Here is a 22,510-nt window from a genome sequence, read left to right on the forward strand (position 1 = left end):
GCGGCCGTCAGGGTCAGGAGAGATTACCAGCGATAACGAAGTCCGACCTGGAAGCTGCGGGTCGGCAAGAACTGGGCGGTGGGATCGCCAAAGGTTGGGTTGAAGGCGGCCGGCGGGGTATTGTTGTTGACACGCAAGGTCTGGTTGAACCCGCTGTAGTTCTTGTAGTTGAAGACGTTGATGGCATCGAAGGTGAACTCCACGATGTCACCGCCCCACACCTGAAACTCCTTGGTCAGACGCAGATCGACCTGACGATAGGCAAAGGCATTCGGTATGATGAAGCTGTGCTTTTCGGGATAGAACTCGTTCCACAGCGGCTTGCCACCATTACCCGGATTAAAGGCCGTGAACGGCTTGCCCGAGGCCAGGGTAATCAGGCTGGACAGGCGGAAATCCCACGGCAGCCCAACCGTGCCGGAAAGGACGACCCGGTGACGATCCGTGCCGGGTGAGTTGAAAGTGGGCGTCGCGCTGATCGACGCATAGTCGAAGTCGAAGTTGGAAAGACCTTGATCTCGGCTGCCGTTCTGCGTGGCTTCCGCATAGGTGTAGGCGACGTTGAAGCCATAACGATCTTCGACGTTATACGGCTTGTCGATCGTCAAATAGATCGCCTTGTATTCACGCTCGCGGTCGTGATCGGAGTAAAACGCACTGCGATACTGGAAAGGTTGCCCCGTATCGGGATCGATGACGCTTGGCAGTGGCACAACAACGGAGTTGGCATTGTTCACGTTCAGACGATACCAACCGAACTCGTTCTCGGTCTTCGCGTAGGAGAAGGTCAGCGCCGTCTGGATTTCTCCAAACTTCTGGCGAACGCCGAGATTGAACTGATCGGTGTGCGGCATCTCCGCGTCGTTCTTGATCAGGAAGACCTCGCCCGTTCCCACTGTGCCAGCCAACAGAGTGTCGAGCCCCTCCCTCGTCGCGTAGATTGGATTCCAAGCAACCGTGTCGGTCCGCCCTCCGTAGGCTCCTCCAGCTGGCGAGAAGTAGATGTTCTTGGTGCGATTGAGAGGCCCGAACCGTTCCGAAAAGGCAAAGTTGAAGCCGATACGATCATAGTACCGGCCCGCACCACCGAATAGCACGGTCTGCTCGTCGCCGAAGATATCGTACGAGAAGCCAATACGCGGCTGAATGGCACCCGTGAAGGCGTCGCGTCCACCCGTGGAAATATAGTTGGATAGGTCAACCGTCGACGCATAAGCGGGGGCCGCCTGTAGAGCCGTCAGGAACCGACGAATTTCGGCCGGTGTCTCGTAGTCGTTGTTGACGGCATTATCCTCATAATCCCAGCGGATGCCGAGGTTGAGTTCCAACTTATCCGTCACTTGCCAGTCGTCTTGCAGATAGATGCCAAAGACATTGTTATCAACGGAAGTCGGTTCGACTGGCAGGTTAAGGCTAACTTGGGTGGGGATAGAGGAACTGCCCAAGACCTCAGGTCGGGCATCGATATCGAAGGTGAAAAATGGATTCCTGTTGAAGTCCTTAGCAACGTAATAATACTGCTGAGAGTACTTCAAACCCATTTTGATGGTGTGCCGGCCCATCCATTCAACTTCGTTGAACGTCAGGTCGTTTTTGAACGTAAGACTTTCTTGCTCGATATCCTGATTGTTGGTGCCTCCACCAAGGTTGAATACCGTCGCTTCAATATTGGTATAGCTAAACTGGAATCCAGGGATAACAGGACAGACGGCAGGATTAGGCGGCGGCGTCGATGCTACACAGTTGTCGCGGAAAACCACGAACCTTTGACCAGGCTGGTCAAAATTCACCGCGCGCGGGTTGTAGACTGAACTGAAGTAATCGATCGAAGCCTCGTTCAGGAAGCTGTCGCCCTGATACTGATGGCGTAGAACCACTGATCGCGTATCACCATTAATGGCATTGGCGCGCTCAGCAGACGTCGGGCCTCCACCAAAATCTCGAATGTCCTGCTCGGTTCGGTAGGTACCGGACAGTTCCAACCGCTGACGATCATCGATCTGCCAGGAGAGCTTGCCGAACAGCAGGTCCTGCTCGAATGGCGCGGTGAAGGTTCCCAGATATTGATCAAACAGCGGGGTGTATTCCGTGCGGTTCAGGAACACCGTGCGATCACGCGTCTCTTCCTTTTTCTCGTAGGCAAGGAAGTAGTGCAGTCGGTCCTCGATGATCGGCCCACCGACCGAGCCACCATATTGCAGGCGGTCTAGACGCGGCTTGGGCTCTCCACGACGCTCGGAAAACACATTCTGTGCAATCCAGTCGCCATCCTGCCACTGCACGAACATGTCACCCGAAAAGTCGTTGGTTCCCGAGCGGCTTACCGAGGTGATGATCGCCGACGAGGCCTGCTCGTACTCAGCCTTAAAGTTTTGCGTCAGAACGCGGAATTCCTGGATAGCAGCCTGCGGGAAGGGATTGCCGCGACTGTCATCCTGGCCGGCGACACCGCCATCAATGACAGTTGCCTTCTGATTCTGACCATCGATGAAGACGTTGATCGCAACCGACGGCTGACCACCGGCTGAAATCGTCCTTTCAGAGTCGCCCTCCTGAACCACCACACCGGGTGCCAGAGCGGCGAAGTTCAGGAAGTTGCGGCTGATCTGCGGCAGATCATTAATCTGCTGCTGGTTGACGTTGGTTGCGACTTCAGAAGTGCGAACCTCGAAAATCCGGCGCCCGGTGACGACAATGTCACCCAACTCCGTGGCCCCGTCGGTGGAACCGGTTACAGAGGAGACCTGTGATGCTACGTCAAGGTCGAGTGTCGCCACCTGCCCCAGCGAAAGGGTAACTGTGTCCTGCGCGGTCTGACCGTCAGCGGAAGTCACTTCAATGCGGTAGGTGCCAGGGCGAAGGCCGAGAAGCACATAGCTACCGTTGCTGGAGACCCGCCCGCGCGTGACGTAGCCGGTGGCTATTTCGGTTGCCAGTACGTTGCCGCCAGTTTCCACTGCAGCGCCCTCGTAGACTGTTCCTCGCAGCGTCGCACTTGCCGCTTGAGCGAAAGCACTGTCGGCAGCCGCCAGCGACATTGCGACAGCCAGCGCCGATGCGGCGCCAAAATAAACCTTGTTGCGTGTCATTGTGGGTTCTCCCCCTCCAGGGCTGAAACAGGATGGATGGCGCGCGCGCCGGGTTGGTGATTGGGGCGGGGCTGCAAGGCAGGCCCGGTGGACGCCCGCACGACCAGTTCGGGTCGCACGGTTTCGCAGGACGTGTCGGTCAGGCCGTCGTCTGCGGTGTTGATGATCCGGACCAGACGCTCCAGAGCGCGCCGGCCCGTCTCGGCAATATTGATGCCCAGGGTGGTCAGTCCGGGGCGGACCATGTCGGCGATCGGCACGTCGTCGAAGCCGACAAGAGCCACATCCTCGGGCACCCGCAGACCTGCGTCCTGAAGCGCCAGCATCGCGCCGACGGCCATGATGTCATTGGCCGCAAAGATGGCGTCGGGCTTCAGAGCCATCTCGCTGATCCGGACGCCCGCCGCCTGGCCCGAGGCCTGGGTAAACGCACCATCGAGCACCATGGTGGGAAGGCCCGCCCTGGCCATGGCTTGCAGATAGCCCGCCAGACGCGCTTCGGACTCCAGGTTTCCCGCAGGACCCGAGATATGAACGATCCGCCGACAACCGGTTTCCAGCAGATGCTCGACCGCCCGGACCGCGCCGCCGTGGTTGTCGACGACGATCGAGGGTCGTCCGGCATCGGTCGCCCCACCGTTCATCAGCAGGACAGGCAAGCGACCGGCAAGGCTGGACGCCAGATTCGCGGCATCCAGGTGCGGCGACAGCACGATCAGCCCGTCGACCCGCCCACGCATCGAGCGGATGGCCGCCGAGGCCTCTTCTGCATCGTCATGCGAGCTGGAGACGATCAGGTGATAGCCCAGCGCCCGCGCCGCCACGTCCATGCCGCGGATCAACTCGGAAAAGAACTCGCCGTACAGGTCGGGAAGGACGACGCCGATCGTCTGGGTCTTGCTGGTCGAAAGGCTGCGTGCGCCGGAATGGGGTACGTACTGCAAGGCCTCGACCGCCTGAAGCACCTTTTCACGGGTGGCCGCCGTCACGGGGCCAGCCCCGTTCAGCACACGCGAAACGGAAGCCACGGAGACCTCCGCCCGGCGCGCCACGTCACGGATATTGGCCGGCTTCATGCCGTCACCACCGCGCAGCTTTGCTGGATGATCCTTGAGATCAACAAACGCCCTTCCCTGACCGGCGCGGCACCGGCCCGCTTTTCGCGGGTCCGTCCATCAATCCGTGTAACCGATTACATGGCACATGAAGATTGCGTCACGCAAGGCCGCATTTAAGCCATACGCAAGGCACCCGCGGCCTGTGGCGCGGGCATCACGGCCGGGTAGGCGAGAAGGCTCAGCGTGGACGGCTGTAGTAGGCTTCGATCAGGTCCAGCCTGTCCTTGAACGGTATCGGCTTGGCCGCCGGCCCGTCGTTGGTGAACTCCAGCAATCGATCCGGCTCCACCCCAAACTGCGGCCAGGCAGGACGGCCTGTTTCGTTGGGATCACCCGTCGCTGCGAATCGGCTCCAGTAATCCGCCATGGCTGTAGCCGCCCGATAGTCCCGCTCGCCCATCGGCCAGTTGGTCGTCGCCAGATTGTCGAAGACATATGGCCGCTCCGACGCATGGGTCGCGCCCTCGTGTGGCTCGGGGTTGGGATCAGGCACCACGTCGAAGCGATACAGGAAGGTCGGGTTGCCCGCCCTTGCATGGAGCCGCGCCAGATGCCGCGCCGGTTCATTGAAGGCCAGGTCGCTGACGACATGGGCGTTGTAGCCGTCCTCCCCGCCATAGGCCGCGACGATGGCCGCGCGCTCGTTCGGGGTCATGGCGTCGTCGATCTCGCCATAGGGGCTGAGGTCGGATGGCTTCATCCACCAGAACTCGGCGCTGTTGGTGCCGATGATCAGGGGCACCGGGGCCTGTTTGCCGGCCGCGAACGCCGCCTCGACATCCTCCTGAACCACCGATCCGTCGATCACCAGATTGTCGCCGCCATAGAAGTTCGGGGCGGGGGTCAGGAGCGCCTCGGCGGGAATGGCGCGCAGATCCGCAGAGGTTGCCGCCGCAAGCCCGAGCCGCTGGGCGTAGGCCTGCCCGCGGGCCTGCAACGACGGCTTACCTAGCGCGGAAACCCTGTCCAGAGGTGTGCCGGTGTCACGCCCCAGCCCGGACTGGATGACAGCGCGGTGGAACAGCGGACGCGCCTCCGGCGAAATCATGAGGCGGGTGACAGCAGCCCCCCCGGCGGATTCGCCGAAGATCGTCACCCGACCGGGATCGCCGCCGAAAGCCTCGGCATTGGCCTGCACCCATTTCAGGGCCGCAATCATGTCCATCAGGGCATAGTTGCCGCCGGGCTCGTCATGCTCGCGCTCGGCCGCCAGCGCCGGGTGATCGAAGAAGCCCAGTCGGCCCAGCCGATAGTTGATCGTGACGACCACCACGCCCCGCCGCGCCAGGGCCGTACCGTCATACAACGCCGCCGTGCCTGAACCGTTGTTGAATCCGCCGCCATGGATCCACACCATCACCGGCGCGGGACCTGCCCGATCCTTTGGCGACCAGACGTTCAGAGTCAGGCAGTCTTCGCTCATCGGCATCGGCCCGACGCCCGGGTCGCCATTGGCCGGGGGTTGCGGACACAAGGCCCCGACGTTTCCGGCGTCGCGTGGCCCATCCCATGCCTCTACCGGCTGAGGCGGCCGCCAGCGGAATGCCCCCACCGGGGGGGCCGCATACGGGATTCCCTTGAAGGCTTCGACCTGATCATTCGCCCGCCCGACCAGCGCGCCGTCAGTCGTCAACACCTCCACCACGGGATCGCTCGATGAAACCGGAGACAGCATCAGGGCCACCGCAGACAGAAAGGACACAAGGCTCATCACTCTTCCTTAAACGGGATGACGCACTGGCCTCAAATCGAGATTTGCAACAACAGCGGTTTCGGGATGAAACCAACCATCCCGGAGGACGTTGACGGGGCCAGCAGCGGGGACCGGCTTGAAAATACTTTCCAGATCAGGAGATCCGAACGTCGACCTGGGCCAGGCCTTCGACGCCTCGCCCAATCCATATGTTCTGATGACACCAGAGTTCGTGATCATGGGGGCCAACCAGGCCTATCTGGACGTCACAAACAGCGTGCGCGACGCCATCGTGGGTCGGTCGCTTTTCGCCGCCTTCAACTCGGGACCGGGCGACGAAGCGCCAGAAAATGTGCGCCAGGTCAGGGCTTCACTCGAGAAGGCCCGTGACACGCGCCAGCGTGATCACCTGGCCGTCGTCCGCTACTCCATGGCCCGCCCGACAGACGAGGGCGATGTCTTCGAGGACCGGTACTGGAGCGCTACCCACACCCCCCTTCTGAACGAAGCGGGCGAGGTGGTGATGATCCTTCAGCACACCACGGACATCACAGAACTGGAATTGCTTCGCCAACAAACCCAGGCCGCAGCAGGCATGGCTCCACTCAAGGCGCTGGATGCCATCGTCGGCGGCAATATCCTGGAACGCGCGAAACAGGTGCAGGAGGACAACCGGCGACTTTCAGTCGAGCGCAATCGTCTCGTCGACATGTTCATGCAGGCCCCCGGCTTTGTCGCCGTCCTCTCCGGCCCGGAACACGTCTTTCAGTTTCATAACGAGGCCTACCGCCGCCTGATCGGAGAGCGCGACATTCAGGGACTGCCCATCGCTCAGGCCATGCCCGAAGTGATCGCTCAGGGTTACGTCGACATGCTGGACAGCGTCTTTCAGACCGGCGAACCCGTCCACGGCAATGCGAGCCTGTTCAGCTTCCCGCGCCGGTCCGGGGCACCGCCCGTCGATACCTATGTCGATTTCAGCTACCACCCCATCCGCGAGGCAGACGGTCGTATCGTCGGCGTTCTGGTACAGGGTCACGATGTGACCGACGCCGTCGTCGCCGCCGAGCGCCAGAAGCTCATGATCGACGAACTGAACCATCGGGTGAAAAACACCTTGGCCACGGTCCAGTCCATTGCCATGCAGACGGCGCGTTCCAACTCCGACCCCAAACGGTTTGCCGAAAATTTCCAGGCGCGACTTCTTGCCCTGTCCCACACCCATGACCTGCTGACGCGCAGTCACTGGGAGGGTGCCGACCTGCGCTCCATACTGGAACACGAAACCCAGGCACACGACCAGCACCGCATCCTGCTGAATGGGCCGTCACTGGCCCTGGATTCTGCGTCCGCCCTGTCACTGGGCATGGTGTTCCACGAACTGGCGACCAATGCCGCCAAATATGGAGCCCTGACTTCCGGCGAAGGCCGCGTGCTGGTCGACTGGTCTGTTAGCAACCAGACCGCTCGCACCCTGCACCTGACATGGCGCGAGGAAGGGGGCTGCGGGGCCGTCCAACCTACCCATCGGGGTTTCGGCAGCAGACTGATCGAACGCAATGTGCGACACGACCTTGGCGGGACGGTCACACTGAACTATGCGCCCGGTGGCCTTATCGCCGCCTTCACCATTCCGCTTGACCGGGAAGACACTGCATGAACCAGCCCCTGTCCGGACGAAACATCCTGATCGTCGAGGATGAATCCCTGGTCGCCATGCTGCTGGAGACCATTCTGGAAGACATGGGCTGCACTCCGGTTGGCCCAGCCTCCAGCGTGGATGAAGGTCTGGCCCTGATCGAAAGCGGCATGACCCTTGATGGTGCTCTGCTGGACGTCAACGTCGCCGGGGTGAAGATCTTCCCGATCGCCGAAGCGCTGGCTGCGCGCGACATCCCCTTCGTCTTTTCCACCGGATATGGCGAAGGCGGTCTGCCAGACGAATGGAAGGGTCGCCCCACGCTCCAGAAACCGTTCAGCGAGGCCGCCGTGCAGGACGCTCTTATGACGGCGCTCGGCATCGCAAGCGTCTGATCTACCGCTTCAAGTCTTTCATCACTGTCCGCGCCGCATTGTGCCCTGGTGCTCCGGTGACGCCACCGCCGGGGTGCGCGCCCGACCCACATAGATAAAGCCCGGGCACCGGCATCCGGTGATCAGCGTGGCCCAGCACGGGACGCGCGCTGAACAGCTGGTCTAGCGTCAGCCGTCCATGGAAGATGTCGCCGCCGACCAAGCCGAACCGCCGCTCCAGATCGCGCGGACCCAGCGCCAGCCTCCCCAGCACCGACGCCTTGAAACCTGGCGCATGCTGATCGACCGTCTCGATCATCAGGTCGGCCACCGTTTCCCGGTGCTCATCCGCCAGATCGGGCGAGACGTGCTGACAGAACAGGCTGGCCACATGCTGGCCGGGTGGAGCGAGGCCGTCGTCCAGCGTCGACGGGATCAGCATCTCGACAATCGGCTTCGACGACCAGCCGTTCAGCCGCGCGCTCGCATGCGCCCGGTCCATGTAGTCGAGCGACGGCGCAATGATGATCCCCGCCGTCAGGTGATCCCCCTGCCCCGGCAGGGCGGTGAAGTTCGGCAGTTCCGACAGCGCCACATTCATCCGGAACGTGCCAGAGCCTGAACTGTAGTTGCCGATCCGCTCGCGGAAGTCATCAGGCACGACCGCGTCGTCCACCAACCGCTCGAACAGCAGTCGTGGATGCAGGTTCGACACCACGGCACGCGCCCGCACCACGTCCCCGGCTTCGGTCACTGCCCCGCCTGCACGGCCCTTCTCGGTCAGAACTTCAGCGACCGGTGCCTCCAGCCTCACCTCGACCCCGGCCTCGGCGCAGGCCGCCGCCATGGCCTGGGTGATCGCGCCCATGCCTCCGATGGCGTGGCCCCAGACGCCCTTCTTGCCATTCACCTCGCCGAAGACATGGTGCAGCAACACATAGGCCGAGCCAGGAGTGTATGGGCTGGCGTAGTTACCCACCACACTGTCGAACCCGAACAACGCCTTGATCGGATCGCTCTCGAACCAGCCATTCAGCCAGTCTCCCGCCGACTTGGCGAAAAGGTCCAGCAGGTCGCGCCGCCCCTGGATATCCAGTCCCATCGCCTGCCGGCCCAGCGACGCCCCTTTCAGCAGTTCCGGGAGCATCGCCATCCAGCCGCCCGCGACAACATTGGGCGGTGCCCTCAGGACCCAGTCGCGCAGCACCCCTGCCACGACTTCCAGCCGCCGCTCGTACTCCGGCAGGCGTTCAGCGTCCCTCGTCGAGAATTTGGCCAGCTCGCCCTGTGTCCGGCCTTCGCCCGCGAGGAAATAGCGCCCGTCGTCGAACGGCAGGAAGTTCGACACCTTACGCTCCACCACCCGCAAACCGTGGCGGGCCAGATCCATGTCTACAATAACCTTCGGATTGAGCAGGCTGACCGTGTAGCTGGCAGTCGAGTTGCGGAACCCCGGATGGAATTCCTCCGTTACCGCCGCCCCGCCGACGACATGCCGCCGCTCCAGAACCGTCACCTTCAGCCCGGCCTTCGCCAGATAGAAGGCGCAGACGAGACCGTTGTGGCCCGCGCCCAGGATGACGACGTCGGTAGTGGTTGTGGTCATGCGGCCTCGCTGTTCAGCCAATACAATGCCTTGCCTGCCTTCGTTCGATAAGAGCTGATCTAGCCTGCCAGACCGAGTTGCAGCGCCTTCTTGAAGACAGTCGGCAGTCCGGCCAGAGCTTCGGTCTCCGGTGTCCAGACGAAATCGCCTGCGCCCGCCGCCACCCGCACGGCCAGTGTCAGGCTGAAATGGGTAAAGACATGCTCCACCGCCCCGGCCTCGCGCCAGTGGGCATCGACAGGTGGGGTCGCATCAGAGCTCTCGCCCCAGTTCGAGGTAGGTAGACCCAGCATTCCCCCCAGCAAGCCCTTGTCAGGGCGACGTACAAGGCCGACCCGCCCTTCACCGTCGCGCAGCACCCAGGCGATGCCGTGACGGTGCGGACGTTCGCCCTTTTTCACCTTCAACGGATAGCGGCCCGGATCACCGGTGGTCAGGGCGGCACAGCCGAAGGCAACGGGGCAGCGATCACAGAGCGGCGATTTCGGGCGGCAGACCGTCGCGCCGAGGTCCATCAGGGCCTGTGGCCAGTCGGCATGCTCGGCCCCCGGCTGATCGCCGATGACAAAGCGGGTGGCCAGCGCCTTCAGCCGTGGCCGGGCGGCGGGCAGCGGAGTCTCGACAGCAAACAGACGCGCCATGACCCGCTCGACATTGCCGTCCACGACATTGGCGGGGCGGCCAAAGGCAATGGCGGCGACGGCGGCGGCGGTATAGGCCCCCACGCCGGGCAGTTTCAGCAGGTCGGCCTCGGTGCCCGGAAAGGCACCGCCATGGTCGCGGGCTACCGCCCGGGCGCAGGCCAGCAGGTTGCGGGCGCGGGCGTAGTAACCCAGCCCCGCCCAGGCCGCCATGACGTCACTGTCCGGCGCCGCCGCCAGGTCGTTCACGGTCGGCCATCGTGTCGTGAAGGCTTGGAAATAGGGCGTGGCGTGGGGCGTGGTCGTCTGTTGCAGCATCACTTCGGACAGCCACACACGATAGGGATCGGGCCGTGCCTTCGACCCGGGCGGCGTTCGCCAGACCAGTGTCCTGGCATTCTGCCCATACCAGTCCAGCAGGGCGGAGCGGATGCGAGCCACCGTCTGCTGGGAGATGTCTGCGATAGGGACGGCGACCATTCCCTGCGCTATAGACCGGAAATGCGCCGCACGCTGCCCACCGATGAAGAGGTCCGCGAAATCCTGTCGCGCCGTCGCACGCGGCCCCTGCCCCGGCCTGCGCCCCGGGCCGGGCGTGCCCTGCAAAAGCTGATCAGGGACCTGGACGACAAATTCGGGCGCGGCCCCGGTGCCCTGGAGGCCCGCTGGCGCGAGATCGTCGGCGAGCGTCTGGCCCGCGTCAGTCGTCCACAGAAACTGACCAAGGGGCGCGGCGGCGCGGCGGGCACGCTGGAACTACGCGTCGTCGGGGCCGCCGCCCTTCTGGTCCAGCACCAGTCCGAGGACATCCTGCAACGGGTAAACCTGTTCCTGGGGGCGGGGTCGGTGGACAAGCTGCGCATCGCCCAAGGGCCGGTAAAGCCATTGGACGACACCCCGAGCCAGCCGAAGCGCCGGACCGCCCCGCCGCCTCTGCCCGCGCAACAGGAGGCCGAGCTTAAGGCCTCTCTTGCCACCGCTCCCGACGGTCTGAAGGGCTCGCTTGAACGCCTGGGCCGTGCGGTACTGAGCGACCGTGACGGTGCCAGCGGTTGACAAAACTTCGCCGCTTCTGTTCTCGAAGGTGCACAACGCGCGTGGCCGAACAGAATCGCGCGATGCAGACCGATCCCTACCTGTGAGGACGACGCCATGACCTTCAAATCGAAGTATGCCCAGATGAGCCGCCGCGCGGCTATGACCGCTGCGGCCCTGGCCGGTATGGCCGCCCTGGCCGGTTGTGGCGGCGGCGGTGCGACCGGCGCGGCCGAGGGCGACATGGCCATGGGTGCGCCCGAAGGGGCCAAGGTCACGGTCGTCGAGTACGCCTCGGTCACGTGCAGCCACTGCGCCGCATGGCACAAGGAAACCTGGCCGGAGTTCAAGTCCACCTATGTCGATACCAACAAGGTGCGGTTTGTGTTCCGCGAAATGCCCACGGCCCCAACCAACGTTGCTGCGGCAGGATTCATGATCGCGCGCTGCGCCGGCCCCGACAAGTATTTTGACGTCGTGCACGAGATACTGAACAGCCAGGAAGAGATGTTCGCGTCTGGCGACCTGAGCGGTGCACGTGCTGTCCTGTTCCGTATCGGCAATGGCGCTGGCCTCAGCAACGCCGAGATCGATACCTGCATCAAGGACCCGGAGGCACAAACGGCGGTGGATGAGCGCGCCCAGGCCGCTGTTCGGGCAGGCGTGAACGGCACGCCGACCTTCCTCGTCAACGGCAATACTGTAATCACGCCCGGGTCTCAGAGCGGCGCTACCATGGCCGACCTGTCGAAAGCCATCGAAGCCGAATTGGCCAAATAGGTTATGAGCCTTATTCGGCGCACATTGATGGCCGCCTTCGCCGCTACGCTGGCATTGTCAGCAATGGCTGCGACCCCGGCCCGGGCCCAGGTGGCCGCCGTCACGGCCCAGGATCGCGTCCTTGGCCGGGCGGATGCGCCGGTGACGGTGATCGAATACGCCTCCTTCTCCTGCAACCACTGTGCGGCTTGGCACAACGACGTCTATGCGGCCTTCAAGTCCCGCTTCGTAGATACCGGCCAGGTTCGATACGTCTTTCGCAACCTACCCACCCAGCCGCAGCAGATGTCCCTGTCCGGTGCCGCCCTGGCCCGCTGTGCAGTGACGGAGAAGTTCTTTGACGTCGCCAGCCTGCTGATGCGCAATCAGGAGGCCGCGCTTGATGGAGGTCCACTGCAGGACTGGTATCGCCCGGCAATAGCAGCCAGTGGGCGGACACAGGCCCAGATAGAAGCCTGTGTGGGCAGCACTGAAACCCAAGCCGCCATCAACGCCGACATCGAAAGCGCTGTCGCGGCAGGCGTGAATTCGACCCCCAGCTTCTTCGTCAACGGCAAGCCCGTGACCGACCGCAGCCTGACGGGCCTCGAGGCCGCCATCCGCGCCGCCCGGGCGGGGGGCTGACGCCCTAGCCGATGCAGTTCCAGCGTCTCCGCCTGGTGGGCTTCAAGTCCTTCGTGGACCCTGCGGAAGTGCATATCGAACCCGGCCTGACCGGCATCGTCGGGCCCAATGGCTGTGGCAAGTCCAACGTCCTTGAGTCCATGCGCTGGGTCATGGGTGCCAACTCGGCCAAGGCCATGCGCGGCCAGGGGATGGACGATGTCATCTTCGCCGGGGCCGCCGACCGCCCGCCGCGCAACCATGCCGAAGTCCAGCTGACCATCGACAACGCCCAGCGTCGGGCCCCCCAGCCCTTTACCGATGCCCCCATGCTGGAGGTCTCGCGCCGCATCGACCGGGGCCAGGGCTCGACCTATCGCATCAACGGCAAGGAGGTGCGGGCGCGTGACGTGCAACTGCTGTTCGCCGATGCCTCGACCGGGGCCAACAGCCCGGCCCTGGTCCGTCAGGGCCAGATCAGCGAACTGATCGCCGCCAAGCCCCAGAACCGACGCCGCATCCTGGAGGAGGCCGGGGGCGTCGCCGGCCTGCATACCCGCCGCCACGAGGCCGAGCTCAGGCTCAAGGCCGCCGAGGCCAATCTGGAGCGGCTGGACGACATCGGACGCGAGCTGGAAACCGCCCTGAACCGGCTGAAGCGCGAGGCGCGGCAGGCCGAACGCTACAAGAAGATCAGCGCCGAAATCCGCGCCCTGCAGGCGGCCCTGCTGTTCGTGCGCTGGAACGACGCCCGGGTCGCTGCCGAAGGAGCCGCCGCCGAACTGGCCGAGGCGGACCGCGCCGTCGCCTCGGCCACCAGCGCCGCCGCCGCCGCCCAGACCGCCGCCCTGAAAGCCCAGGAAGCGCTGAAGCCAGCGCGGGAGGAGGACGCCGTGGCCGCCGCGCTGCTGCACCGCGCCAGCCTGGAACGCGACCGGCTGGACATGGCCGAACAGGCGGCGCGGGCCGAGGTCGAACGCCTTCAGGCCGAGAACATGCGCATCGCCGCCGATATCGAACGCGAAGGCAGCATGGCCGACGACGCCGCCGCCGAACTGAGCCGCATTGCCGAAGCCCTCGCGGCCGTCGAGGCCGAGATCGCCGCCGCCCCGGCACGTGGCCCCGAACTGGAGGTCACCCTGGCCGCCGCCGAGGACGCCCGCCGCGCCGCCGATGCCGAGGTCGAGCGTGTCGCCGGAGCAGTCGCCTCCGTCGAGGCCCGCCTGAACGCCGAAAACGCCCGCAAGCGCGATGCCGAGGCCCGCGTCGCGCGCGCCGAGGCCCAGCTGACCTCGGCCAGGGCCGACCGCGAGGCCTTGGGCCCGCTTAAGACGCCGGAGATCGAAGCTGCCTCGGCCGAACTGGCCAAGGCCCAGGCCGATTTGGCATCCGCCCGGGCCGCCGTCGAAACCGCAGAAGCCGAGCGTGGCGACCGCGCGCGCGCCGAAGCCGAGGCCCGCACCGCCGTCCGCGCCGCCGAGGACCGGTTGGGACGGCTGCAGACCGAGGCCCGGGGACTGGCCCAACTGCTGACGCAAGGGCGCCGCGACCACCCGCCCGCCCTGGATCAGGTCCGCGCCGACAAGGGCTATGAGGCGGCGCTGGCCGCAGCTCTGGGCGACGATCTGGATGCCGCACTGGATGCCCGCGCGGCGACCCACTGGGCCGGGGCTGAGGTCTCGTCTGTGACATGGCCGTCGGGCGTGGTGCCTCTGGCCGATCATGTGAACGCGCCGCCCGCCCTGGCCGCCCGGCTGGCCTTCTGCGGCGTCGCGGAGCGCGCCGCTGCCCCCGCCCTGGCCCGCGACCTTCCGCCCGGAGCCCGGCTGGTGACGCGCGAGGGCGACCTCTATCGCTGGGACGGCTTCGTCCAGCGGGCCGAGGCCCCGCGTCCCGCCGCCGTCCGCCTGGCCCAGCGCACGCGCCTGGCCGAACTGGAAGCCGAGATCGATACCGGCAAGCCTGCGCTGGACGCTGCGCAAACTGCCATGAAGGCCGCGACCGAAGCCTTCCGCGCCGCCGAGGAGGCGGTGAAGGCCGCCCGCGCCGCGCCCTTCGCCCTGGACAAGGCCGTCACCGCCGCCCGCGACCGCGTCGAGGCCCTCGGCCGGGAGCAGGCCCGCAAGGAGGCGCGAGCCCAAGCTCTGGACGACACCTTGGTGCGGTTGACCATCGAACACGAGGCCGCCGTCGCAGCCTTGGCCGAGGCGCAGGGCGGGGATGCGCCCTCCGAGACGCTGGAGGGGCTGCGCGCCGAATTGGCCAACGCCCGCAGCGCCGCCGACGCCGCCCGCACCACCGCCGCCAATGCCCGCGTCGAACGCGACAGCGAAGCCCGCGAGATCGCCGGTCGCGCAGCTCGTCGCGACGGTTTGACCCGCGAGCGCGACGGCTGGACCAGCCGCGCGGCGGATTCAAAGGCCCGCGTCGCTGCGCTGGAGAAGGACGCCGAAAAGGTCGCGGCCCGACTGAAGGCCGCGGCCGATGCCCCCGAACATTTGGCCGCCCAGCGGTCCGCCCTGCTGGACGCCCTGACCACGGCCGAGACCCGCCGCCGTGCCGCCGCCGACGCCTTGGCCGTAGGAGAGGCCGAAGCCGGCGAGGCCGACCGCGCCAGCCGCGCCGCCGATGCCGCTGCCTCCTCTGCCCGGGAAGCGCGCGCCGGCCTGTCCGCCCGCGCCGAGGCAGCCGCCGACAAGCTGGCCGAGACGGAAGCGAACCTGCGTGAAACCGCCCAGATGTCGCCTGAGGAGCTGGGCCAGAAGCTGACCGACGACGCCATCGCCCGCCCGCCCGACGCCGCCGGGGCCGAGAGCCTGCTCTACGGTCTGGAGCGCGAGCGCGAGGCGCTCGGGGCCGTCAACCTGCGCGCCGAGGACGAAGTCACCGAATATGGCGACCGGCTCCAGACCATGAAGGTCGAACGCTCCGACCTGACCCAAGCCATCGCCCGTTTGCGCGACGGTATCGACGAGCTGAACGCCGAGGGACGCGAGCGTCTGGTCGCCGCCTTCGACGTCATCAACGACAACTTCAAGGCCCTGTTCGAGGCCCTGTTCGACGGCGGTCAGGCCGAGCTGAAACTGGTCGAGAGCGACGACCCGCTGGAGGCCGGTCTGGAAATCTACGCCTGCCCGCCCGGCAAGCGTCTGTCGGTCATGAGCCTGATGAGCGGCGGCGAGCAGGCCCTGACGGCGGCGGCCTTGATCTTCGCCGTCTTCCTGGCGAACCCAGCGCCGGTCTGCGTGCTGGACGAGGTCGATGCGCCGCTGGACGACGCCAACGTCGACCGCTTCTGCCGCATGCTGAACGAGATGCGCAACCGCACCGACACCCGCTTCATCGTCATCACCCACAACCCGGTGACCATGAGCCGGATGGACCGGCTGTATGGCGTGACCATGCCGGAACGGGGGGTGAGCCAACTGGTCAGTGTGGATCTGAAGCAGGCGGAGGGGATGGTGGCGTGACCAATACGATCATCTGGATTTGTGTGGCGATGATGGCCGTCGTCATCAGCCTGTTGATTGCTCAGACTGTACGAACCTTGTTCAGAGGTATTGCGACTGGCCACGTTCAAATGTGGGTTGGACGAGCCGCTGACCGCCGCTCCGAACCCGGCCGCTTCTGGTGGATCATCACGCAGAAGGTTCTCAGCCTCGTGGTCCTTACGCCTTTGGCGATTCTTGCGATCCTCGGCGTCGTGAATGGATTACTCAGGCTCTTCTCAGCTTAGTTATCTCGACGCTCCGGCGGATGAATATTGTCCCATCAGCTCCGTTTTCACAAACCACCCCAGGATCGCCGGACCTTCGATGACGTAGCGCCTGAACATCCGCCGCGGCTGGCTCACCAACCGGTGCAGCCATTCCAGCGACAGACGCTGGAACACCTCCGGAGCCCGCTGCTGACGACCGGTCAGGAAGTCCACCGACGCCCCGACGCACAGGGTGATGCCCTGCACTCGCCCCGCCAGACGCAGGGCATGGGCGAACCGTTCCTGTTTGGGGAAGGAGACACAGGCCAGCAGCACGTCCCATTCGGCCTCGGCGGCGGCGCGAACGGCGGCGTCCCAAGCGGGCGCGTCGGGCACCAGCATGGGCGCGTCCAAAAACTGCATCCGGGCCTGCGGATAACGCGCGACCAGATCGTCAAACGCCGCCCGATCCGGGCCGAAGACCGCAATCGTCAACTCCCGCGTGGCCGCTGACCCAAGCAGGTCCGCCGTCATGTCCGAGCCCGGATAGACCGACAGCCGCCTGCCCTTCAGCCGGGCCAGATGGCTGAGGATGCGACTGTCGCAGATCTTCAGGTCCGCGCCCTGATAGACGTCGGCCCCGACCCGGCCGTCCATCAGCTTGATGACGTGATCCACATTCGGCGTGACGACATAGGCATAGGGGCCACGCGCCATCTCGACCACCCGCTCCAGCAGGGCGGCACGGTCGCCGTCGGCGAAATCCAGCGTCATGAAGCGCGTCATGGACGGACCCTATCGCGCCGGGGTCAATGGGCGGTTACGATCACGCATGATCCTGAGCCTGCTGTCGCTGCTGACCTTTTCCGAGCCTGAAGGGCCGCATCGCTTCGTCTTTCTGGGGGCCGGGCGGTTCGCGCAGTATGCCGACCTGGCCAGTCTGGAGCCCGAAGGCGACGGTGGGCGCATCCGCGTGTTTCAGGTGGTGGAGCCGGATTTCCGCGCCGCCGGCACGCCCTACTGGGGCGGCTGGTCGTGGTGGCGGTTCGACTGCGGGCCCCGGGGCCATGTCGACCGGCTGGACTTCGCCGGCGTGCGCGAAGGCGGTGAAGAAGGGCCATCCACGCCTGACGACGCCCCGTCGTACGAAGCGGTTCAGGGCGGCGACGCCTTCGAACTGCTGGTCGCAGCCTGCAATCCGGAGGACCACGACACCGATGCCACCACTCTGGACGAGGCTGTCCGACAGGGCCGGGCCAATCTGGACGCGGGTGGCTAGCCCTGCGGCGAGGCAGCCGCCGCGTTGCGATCCCACCCCAGCCGATCCCTCGGCAGCGCCTCGGGCAGTTCGTCGCGCATGAAGGCCAGCATCTTCTCGCGCACCTCGCAGCGCAGGTCGAAGGCGATGGAGGCGTTGCGGGCGCTGGTCAGGCAGCGGACCTGAACTGTGCGCTCCGTCACCTCCGTGACCTGCAGCGAGACCACATCGCCGTCCCACAGCGGCGAGGCATGGGCAATCTCCTCCAGCTTCATGCGCAGCCGGTCGATGGGAGCTTCGTAATCAACATACAGAAACGCCGTGCCAATCAGGCTGGCGTTGTCGCGGGTCCAGTTCTGGAACGGCTTCTGGATGAAATAGGTCAGCGGCAGGATCATCCGCCGCCAGTCCCACAGCTTGACCACCACATAGGTCGAGGTGATCTCCTCCACCCGGCCCCATTCGCCCTCGACGATGACGGCGTCGTCCAGGCGGATCGGTTGGGCCGTGGCGATCTGGATGCCCGCGATCAGATTGGTCAGGAAGGGCTGCAGCGCCAGACCGGCCACAATGCCGACGACCCCTGCCGAGGCCAGCAGCGACAGCCCCCATTGCCGCACGCCCGGGATGGTCAGCAGCGCCAGTCCCAGGGTAATCAGGGCGATCAGCAGGGCCGAGACCCTTTGCAGGATGCGTGTCTGGGTCACGTGCTTGCGGGCACTGAGGTTGTCCTCGGCGTCCATGTTGAACTTCCGCAGATGGACGACGGCCCCCATGTCCACGGCCCCGGCCAGCATCCAACCGCACACCAGGATGAAGCCGAACAGCAGGGCCTGCCGGATCAGCAGCGACGGCTCCGGGTCCATGGGCGAGATGGTGACGCCCAAGGCCACCGCGACGATCATCACCGCGATCCGCACCTTCAGCCGCGCGCGACCGACGACTCCGCGCCAGAAGACGTCCTTATTGCGCACCACCCATTTCAGCAGGCTGAACACCACCTGATTGGCGGCCCAGCCGACGAAGACGAAGACGCCGACGATGACGGAGATGACCACCCATTCGGGCAGCCAGTAGAATTCGCGCCAGAGGCGGAAGACCTCGCGGGTCATGTCCTGAATGAAGATCGGCATGGCTGACGTTTAGCGCGTCACGGTGGCGAGGCGAAGGCCGCCTGCGGCTACGACGCTCAGATCGCCGCCGCCTCGACCATGTCGGCCAAGGCCGAGGTCGCGTCCGGCAGGGCCGCCGAGCGTGCGCCTTCGCTCATGGCTGACAGGCGGGCGGAGTCCGACAGCATCGCCGCTAGCGACGCCGCCAGTCGGTCGACCGTCACCTCGTCCTCCAGCACCATCTCGGCTCCGCCCGCCCGGACCAGGCTGAGAGCATTGAACCGCTGGTGGTCGTCCATAGCGATCTTGAGCGGGATCAGCAGCGACGGCAGGCCCGCCACCGCCAGCTCCGAGCAGGTCGAGGCCCCGGCCCGGCCGATGACCAGATGCGCCTGCGACAGACGCCGGGCCATGTCGGAAAAGAAGGGCGCGATCTCGGCCGCGATCCCCGCCTGGGCATAGACGGCGCGGGCGGCCTCCAGCGTCTCGGGCCGCGACTGCTGCTGCACCCGCAGGCGTGTGCGCAGGGGTTCCGGCAAGGCCGCCAGCGCCTGGGGCACCGTCTCGGACAGGATGCGCGACCCTTGGCTGCCGCCGGTGACCAGCAGTTGGATGGGTCCGTCGCCGGTCGGGGCCACGAAGGCCCGCTGGCCCAGCGCCCGGATGTCGGCCCGCACCGGATTGCCGATCAGGGTGACCCGCGCGCCGACGCCCTGCGGCACCTTCTGCAGGTTCGGAAAGGATGAAGCGACAGCACCGACATATGGGCTGAGCCAGCGGTTGGTGCGGCCCAGCACGGCATTCTGTTCGTGCAGCAGCGTCGGCCGACCCTGACTGAGCGCGGCCAGAAGGGCCGGGGCGGACGGATAGCCGCCGAAGCCCACGACCACCGCCGCATCCAACCGCTTCAGCGCCGACCGCGCCTGGACCACACCGCGCGTGATGGCCAGCCCGGCCTTGGCCATGCCGATCGGCCCGCGCCCGGTGGCGGCATCCAGCGCTATCCGCTCCTCGGCCGGGAAGTTCTGGGCATAGGCCTCGCCCCGCCTGTCGGTGGCCAGCACGATACGCCAGCCGCGCCCGGCCAGTTCGCGCGACAGGGCCTCGGCCGGAAACATATGCCCACCGGTCCCACCGGCGGCGACGACGCAGAGTCTGGAGTTCATGGCGGCCTTCTAACCCAACATCCGCCGACGCGGCAGACTGGCCCCCGGCTCATAGGCCCCCGGTCGCTTGCGGGTCAGGGCCAGGGCCAGCCCCATGGTCAGGCCCATGGCCACCATGGACGAGCCGCCATAGCTGATGAACGGCAAAGTCATCCCCTTGGTCGGAACGAGGCTCAGATTGACCGCGATGTTGATACTGGCCTGCAGCCCGATCAGGATGAACAGCCCCGCCGCCGCCGTCTGCTCGAACGGGTCGCGCAGTCGCATCGCCTTCTGCATGCCGCGCAGGACGATGAAGCCGAACAGGCCGATCATGATCAGGCTCAGCACCAGGCCGAACTCCTCGGCCCCGACGGAGTAGATGAAGTCGGTGTGCAGGTCGGGCACCGAGCGCTTCATCACCCCCTCGCCCACACCGCGTCCGACCAGACCCCCGGCCCGGATGGCCTCGGACGCGCGGTCGATCTGATAGGTCGCGCCGGCGTCGTCCGAGCCGAACCGGCTGAGACGGTCGCGCATGTGGCTGAAGCTGAAATACAGGCCGACGACCCCCGCCGCGCCCGCCGCCGCCAGCGCCGCCACCCACTTCAGCGGCACGCCCGCCATGAAAAAGACGGCCATGAAGGTGGTGGTGATCAGCAGCGTCTGGCCGATGTCAGGCTGGATCAGCAGCAGGGCGACCGTTAAGCCCCAGACACCGAAGGCGATGCTGACCCCGGGCACGCCCTCGCCCTTCTGGCCCTCCGCGAACATCCAGGCGGAAAAGACGATCAGGCCCGGCTTGGCGAACTCCGACGGCTGCAGGCTGAACGGGCCCAGGTTGATCCAGCGGGCCGCGCCCTTCACCTCATCCCCGATGAAGGGCAGCAGCATCATGGTCACGATGGCGCACAGCAGCGCCGCCAGGGCGATGCGGCGCACACCCTTGGGAGAGAAGAACGAAGTACCCAGCAGCATGACCAGACCGGCACAGCTGAACACCATCATCCGCCAGCTGTAGTGGAAGGGGTCCGTGATCGACTGGTCGGCCAGGATAGCGGCGGGGCTGGAGGCGAAACTCAGCGCCACGCCCATCCCCATCAGCGTCAGGGCCGCGGCCAGCAGGCCCCGATCCACGGTCCAGAACCAGTTGGCCACCGGTCCCTTGTCATTGCGCGAAAACGCGGGGCTGTAGGCTTCGGTCATGACGGGGCCATGGGGGTTGCACCGAGGGCCAGGACGGCGGCGCGAAACGCCTCGCCCCGCACCTCGAAGTCGGGATACTGGTCGAAACTGGCCGCCGCGGGGCTGAGCAGCACGACCTCGTCGCGTCCTGTGGCGGCGGCGGCGGCATAGGCCTGCTGCACCGCCGTGGCCATGTCGCCGCTGATCCGGTGCGGGGTGTCGCCCAGCCGGGCCGCGAACGGCCCCGCCGCCTCGCCGATCAGAAACGCCTCGACCACGCGCGGGAACAGCTCCTCCAGATCGTCGATACCGCCCTGTTTGGCCCGCCCGCCCGCGATCCAGAAACTGCGGTCATAGCTGGTCAGGGCCTGACGGGCGGCGTCGGCGTTGGTGGCCTTTGAGTCGTTGACGAAGCGGACGCGGCCGAGCGTGCCGACGGTTTCCATGCGGTGGGCCAGGCCGGGGAAGGACAGGAGGCCCTCGACGTTGGTGTCATGGCTGACGCCAAGGGCGCGGGCGCAGGCGTAGGCAAAGGCAGCGTTCTGGGCGTTGTGGCGGCCGGGGAGCGAGCGGGCGGGGCTCAGGTCGGCCAAACGCTCACCATCGACGCTGAGCCAGCCCCCGTGTGCTTCAATTCTTCCGCTCATCCCGGCGAAAGCCGGGACCCAGTTCTTTGGGTGATCGGTCGATGAATTCGGCTCGGATCGCTTGTCCTGGCGCGCCGGCGTCAAGCTGGACAGCGCTGGGTCCCGGCTTTCGCCGGGATGAGCGGAGGTGGAGATCACGGTGCCGAGACGACCCAGGCTCGCGAGATGTCCAGCAACACCACACCCCCAGGTCTCATCCACCCCGACCAGCGCCACGCCATCCGCACGTTGCGCCGCAAACAGCCGCGCCTTTGCCGCGACATACCCCTCCATCCCGCCATGCCGATCCAGATGATCCGGGCTGATGTTCGTCAGGATCGCCACGTCCGGCGCAAAGGTGGTCGTCAGGTCCAGCTGATAGCTAGACACCTCGATCACATAGACGGCCTCGGGCGTCGGCTCCGGCAGGGCCAGCACGCCGATGCCGATGTTGCCGCCGACATGAACCGTCAGCCCGGCCTGTTTAAGCACCCAGCCGATCAGGGCCGTCGTCGTGGACTTGCCGTTAGTGCCGGTGATGGCGACGACGCGGGGGCGCTGTCCCTCCGGCAAGGCCGCCATCGCCCGCGCGAACAGCTCGATATCGCCGATGATCTCGATGGCGGCCTCATGCGCCTTGTCCACCGTCCAGTGCGGGGTCGGGTGGGTCAGCGGCGCGCCCGGCGACAGGACCAGGGCCGCAAAACCCGACCAGTCGGCGACGGTCAGATCCTCGACCGCAAACCCTTCAGCCTCCGCCTGCATGCGGCTGGAGACACTGTCGTCCCACAGCACCGGCAAGGCCCCGCCGGCCTTCAGCGCACGCGCCGCCGTCAGCCCCGACCGTCCTAGGCCGAAGACCGCGATGCGACGCCCCTCGAAGCCTGGGGCCAAAATCATGAGAGGACG

At 65.9% G+C, this 22,510-nt stretch carries 18 protein-coding genes; 8 read left to right on the forward strand and 10 right to left on the reverse strand.

Annotated elements, in window-relative coordinates:
- Nucleotides 1–23: 23 nt before the first annotated feature.
- The 3 genes from AC4PRM_RS01760 to AC4PRM_RS01770 form a co-directional block, all read right to left on the reverse strand.
- The gene (locus AC4PRM_RS01760; protein WP_492038556.1) at nt 24–3,089 is read right to left on the reverse strand and encodes a TonB-dependent receptor; all 3,066 of its coding nucleotides are present in this window, start codon (nt 3,087–3,089) and stop codon (nt 24–26) included.
- A complete protein-coding gene (locus tag AC4PRM_RS01765; protein ID WP_492038557.1) occupies nt 3,086–4,165 on the reverse strand; it encodes a LacI family DNA-binding transcriptional regulator in 1,080 nt (359 codons plus the stop codon). The genes AC4PRM_RS01760 and AC4PRM_RS01765 overlap by 4 nt, the downstream gene beginning before the upstream one ends.
- 220 nt (nt 4,166–4,385) lie before the next feature.
- Nucleotides 4,386–5,918: a carboxylesterase/lipase family protein gene (locus AC4PRM_RS01770; RefSeq protein ID WP_492038558.1), complete on the reverse strand. Its 1,533-nt coding sequence runs from the start codon at nt 5,916–5,918 to the stop codon at nt 4,386–4,388.
- Nucleotides 5,919–6,036: 118 nt separating this feature from the next.
- Between AC4PRM_RS01770 and AC4PRM_RS01775 the strand changes: the two genes are divergently transcribed.
- Together AC4PRM_RS01775 and AC4PRM_RS01780 are read left to right on the forward strand one after the other, a co-directional pair.
- Nucleotides 6,037–7,560 carry a sensor histidine kinase gene (locus AC4PRM_RS01775; protein ID WP_373255802.1) on the forward strand — a complete coding sequence of 508 codons (1,524 nt, stop codon included), beginning with the start codon at nt 6,037–6,039 and terminating at the stop codon, nt 7,558–7,560.
- Entirely contained in the window at nt 7,557–7,934 is a 378-nt protein-coding gene (locus AC4PRM_RS01780; RefSeq protein WP_492038559.1) for a response regulator, read from the forward strand. Before AC4PRM_RS01775 ends, AC4PRM_RS01780 begins: the two co-directional genes overlap by 4 nt.
- A 1-nt stretch (nt 7,935) precedes the next feature.
- Here AC4PRM_RS01780 and AC4PRM_RS01785 read toward each other — a convergent pair whose 3' ends face one another.
- Both AC4PRM_RS01785 and AC4PRM_RS01790 read right to left on the reverse strand, forming a co-directional pair.
- On the reverse strand, nt 7,936–9,519 hold the full coding sequence (locus AC4PRM_RS01785; RefSeq protein ID WP_492038560.1) for a phytoene desaturase family protein: 1,584 nt from the start codon (nt 9,517–9,519) through the stop codon (nt 7,936–7,938).
- Nucleotides 9,520–9,578: 59 nt separating this feature from the next.
- A complete protein-coding gene (locus AC4PRM_RS01790) occupies nt 9,579–10,640 on the reverse strand; it encodes an A/G-specific adenine glycosylase (protein ID WP_492038561.1) in 1,062 nt (353 codons plus the stop codon).
- A 21-nt stretch (nt 10,641–10,661) separates the two neighbouring features.
- On the opposite strand from AC4PRM_RS01790, the gene AC4PRM_RS01795 reads away from it, so the two are divergent.
- The 5 genes from AC4PRM_RS01795 (at nt 10,662) to AC4PRM_RS01815 (ending at nt 16,314) form a co-directional block, all read left to right on the forward strand.
- Nucleotides 10,662–11,216: a DUF721 domain-containing protein gene (locus AC4PRM_RS01795; RefSeq protein ID WP_492038562.1), complete on the forward strand. Its 555-nt coding sequence runs from the start codon at nt 10,662–10,664 to the stop codon at nt 11,214–11,216.
- Nucleotides 11,217–11,312: 96 nt separating this feature from the next.
- The gene (locus tag AC4PRM_RS01800) at nt 11,313–11,975 is read left to right on the forward strand and encodes a thioredoxin domain-containing protein (protein WP_492038563.1); all 663 of its coding nucleotides are present in this window, start codon (nt 11,313–11,315) and stop codon (nt 11,973–11,975) included.
- Nucleotides 11,976–12,002: 27 nt separating this feature from the next.
- Entirely contained in the window at nt 12,003–12,599 is a 597-nt protein-coding gene (locus tag AC4PRM_RS01805) for a thioredoxin domain-containing protein (protein ID WP_492038564.1), read from the forward strand.
- 11 nt (nt 12,600–12,610) lie between these two features.
- Nucleotides 12,611–16,048 (forward strand): chromosome segregation protein SMC, encoded by a 3,438-nt coding sequence (smc, locus tag AC4PRM_RS01810; RefSeq protein WP_492038565.1) that lies wholly within the window; start codon nt 12,611–12,613, stop codon nt 16,046–16,048.
- Nucleotides 16,045–16,314 carry a hypothetical protein gene (locus tag AC4PRM_RS01815; protein WP_492038566.1) on the forward strand — a complete coding sequence of 90 codons (270 nt, stop codon included), beginning with the start codon at nt 16,045–16,047 and terminating at the stop codon, nt 16,312–16,314. Before smc ends, AC4PRM_RS01815 begins: the two co-directional genes overlap by 4 nt.
- Here the strand turns inward: AC4PRM_RS01815 and AC4PRM_RS01820 are convergent, their stop codons facing one another.
- Nucleotides 16,315–17,061, reverse strand: coding sequence for a WecB/TagA/CpsF family glycosyltransferase (locus tag AC4PRM_RS01820; protein ID WP_492038567.1), 747 nt, complete (start codon nt 17,059–17,061; stop codon nt 16,315–16,317).
- Here AC4PRM_RS01820 and AC4PRM_RS01825 point away from each other — a divergent pair.
- Entirely contained in the window at nt 17,060–17,554 is a 495-nt protein-coding gene (locus tag AC4PRM_RS01825; RefSeq protein ID WP_492038568.1) for a hypothetical protein, read from the forward strand. The genes AC4PRM_RS01820 and AC4PRM_RS01825 overlap by 2 nt on opposite strands.
- Here the strand turns inward: AC4PRM_RS01825 and AC4PRM_RS01830 are convergent.
- From AC4PRM_RS01830 to AC4PRM_RS01845, 4 genes are read right to left on the reverse strand one after another with little or no spacing between them, the layout of a single operon-like run.
- Nucleotides 17,551–18,666: a mechanosensitive ion channel family protein gene (locus tag AC4PRM_RS01830; protein WP_492038569.1), complete on the reverse strand. Its 1,116-nt coding sequence runs from the start codon at nt 18,664–18,666 to the stop codon at nt 17,551–17,553. The two genes, AC4PRM_RS01825 and AC4PRM_RS01830, sit on opposite strands and share 4 nt — an antisense overlap.
- A 56-nt stretch (nt 18,667–18,722) precedes the next feature.
- Complete coding sequence (murG, locus tag AC4PRM_RS01835; RefSeq protein ID WP_492038570.1) at nt 18,723–19,811, reverse strand: undecaprenyldiphospho-muramoylpentapeptide beta-N-acetylglucosaminyltransferase; 1,089 nt, start codon at nt 19,809–19,811, stop codon at nt 18,723–18,725.
- Nucleotides 19,812–19,820: 9 nt separating this feature from the next.
- Nucleotides 19,821–20,996 carry an FtsW/RodA/SpoVE family cell cycle protein gene (locus tag AC4PRM_RS01840; RefSeq protein ID WP_492038571.1) on the reverse strand — a complete coding sequence of 392 codons (1,176 nt, stop codon included), beginning with the start codon at nt 20,994–20,996 and terminating at the stop codon, nt 19,821–19,823.
- On the reverse strand, nt 20,993–22,501 hold the full coding sequence (locus AC4PRM_RS01845; protein ID WP_492038572.1) for a Mur ligase family protein: 1,509 nt from the start codon (nt 22,499–22,501) through the stop codon (nt 20,993–20,995). Before AC4PRM_RS01845 ends, AC4PRM_RS01840 begins: the two co-directional genes overlap by 4 nt.
- Between the last annotated feature and the right edge of the window lie 9 nt (nt 22,502–22,510).

Source organism: Brevundimonas sp. DW-iso22, from assembly GCF_058725425.1.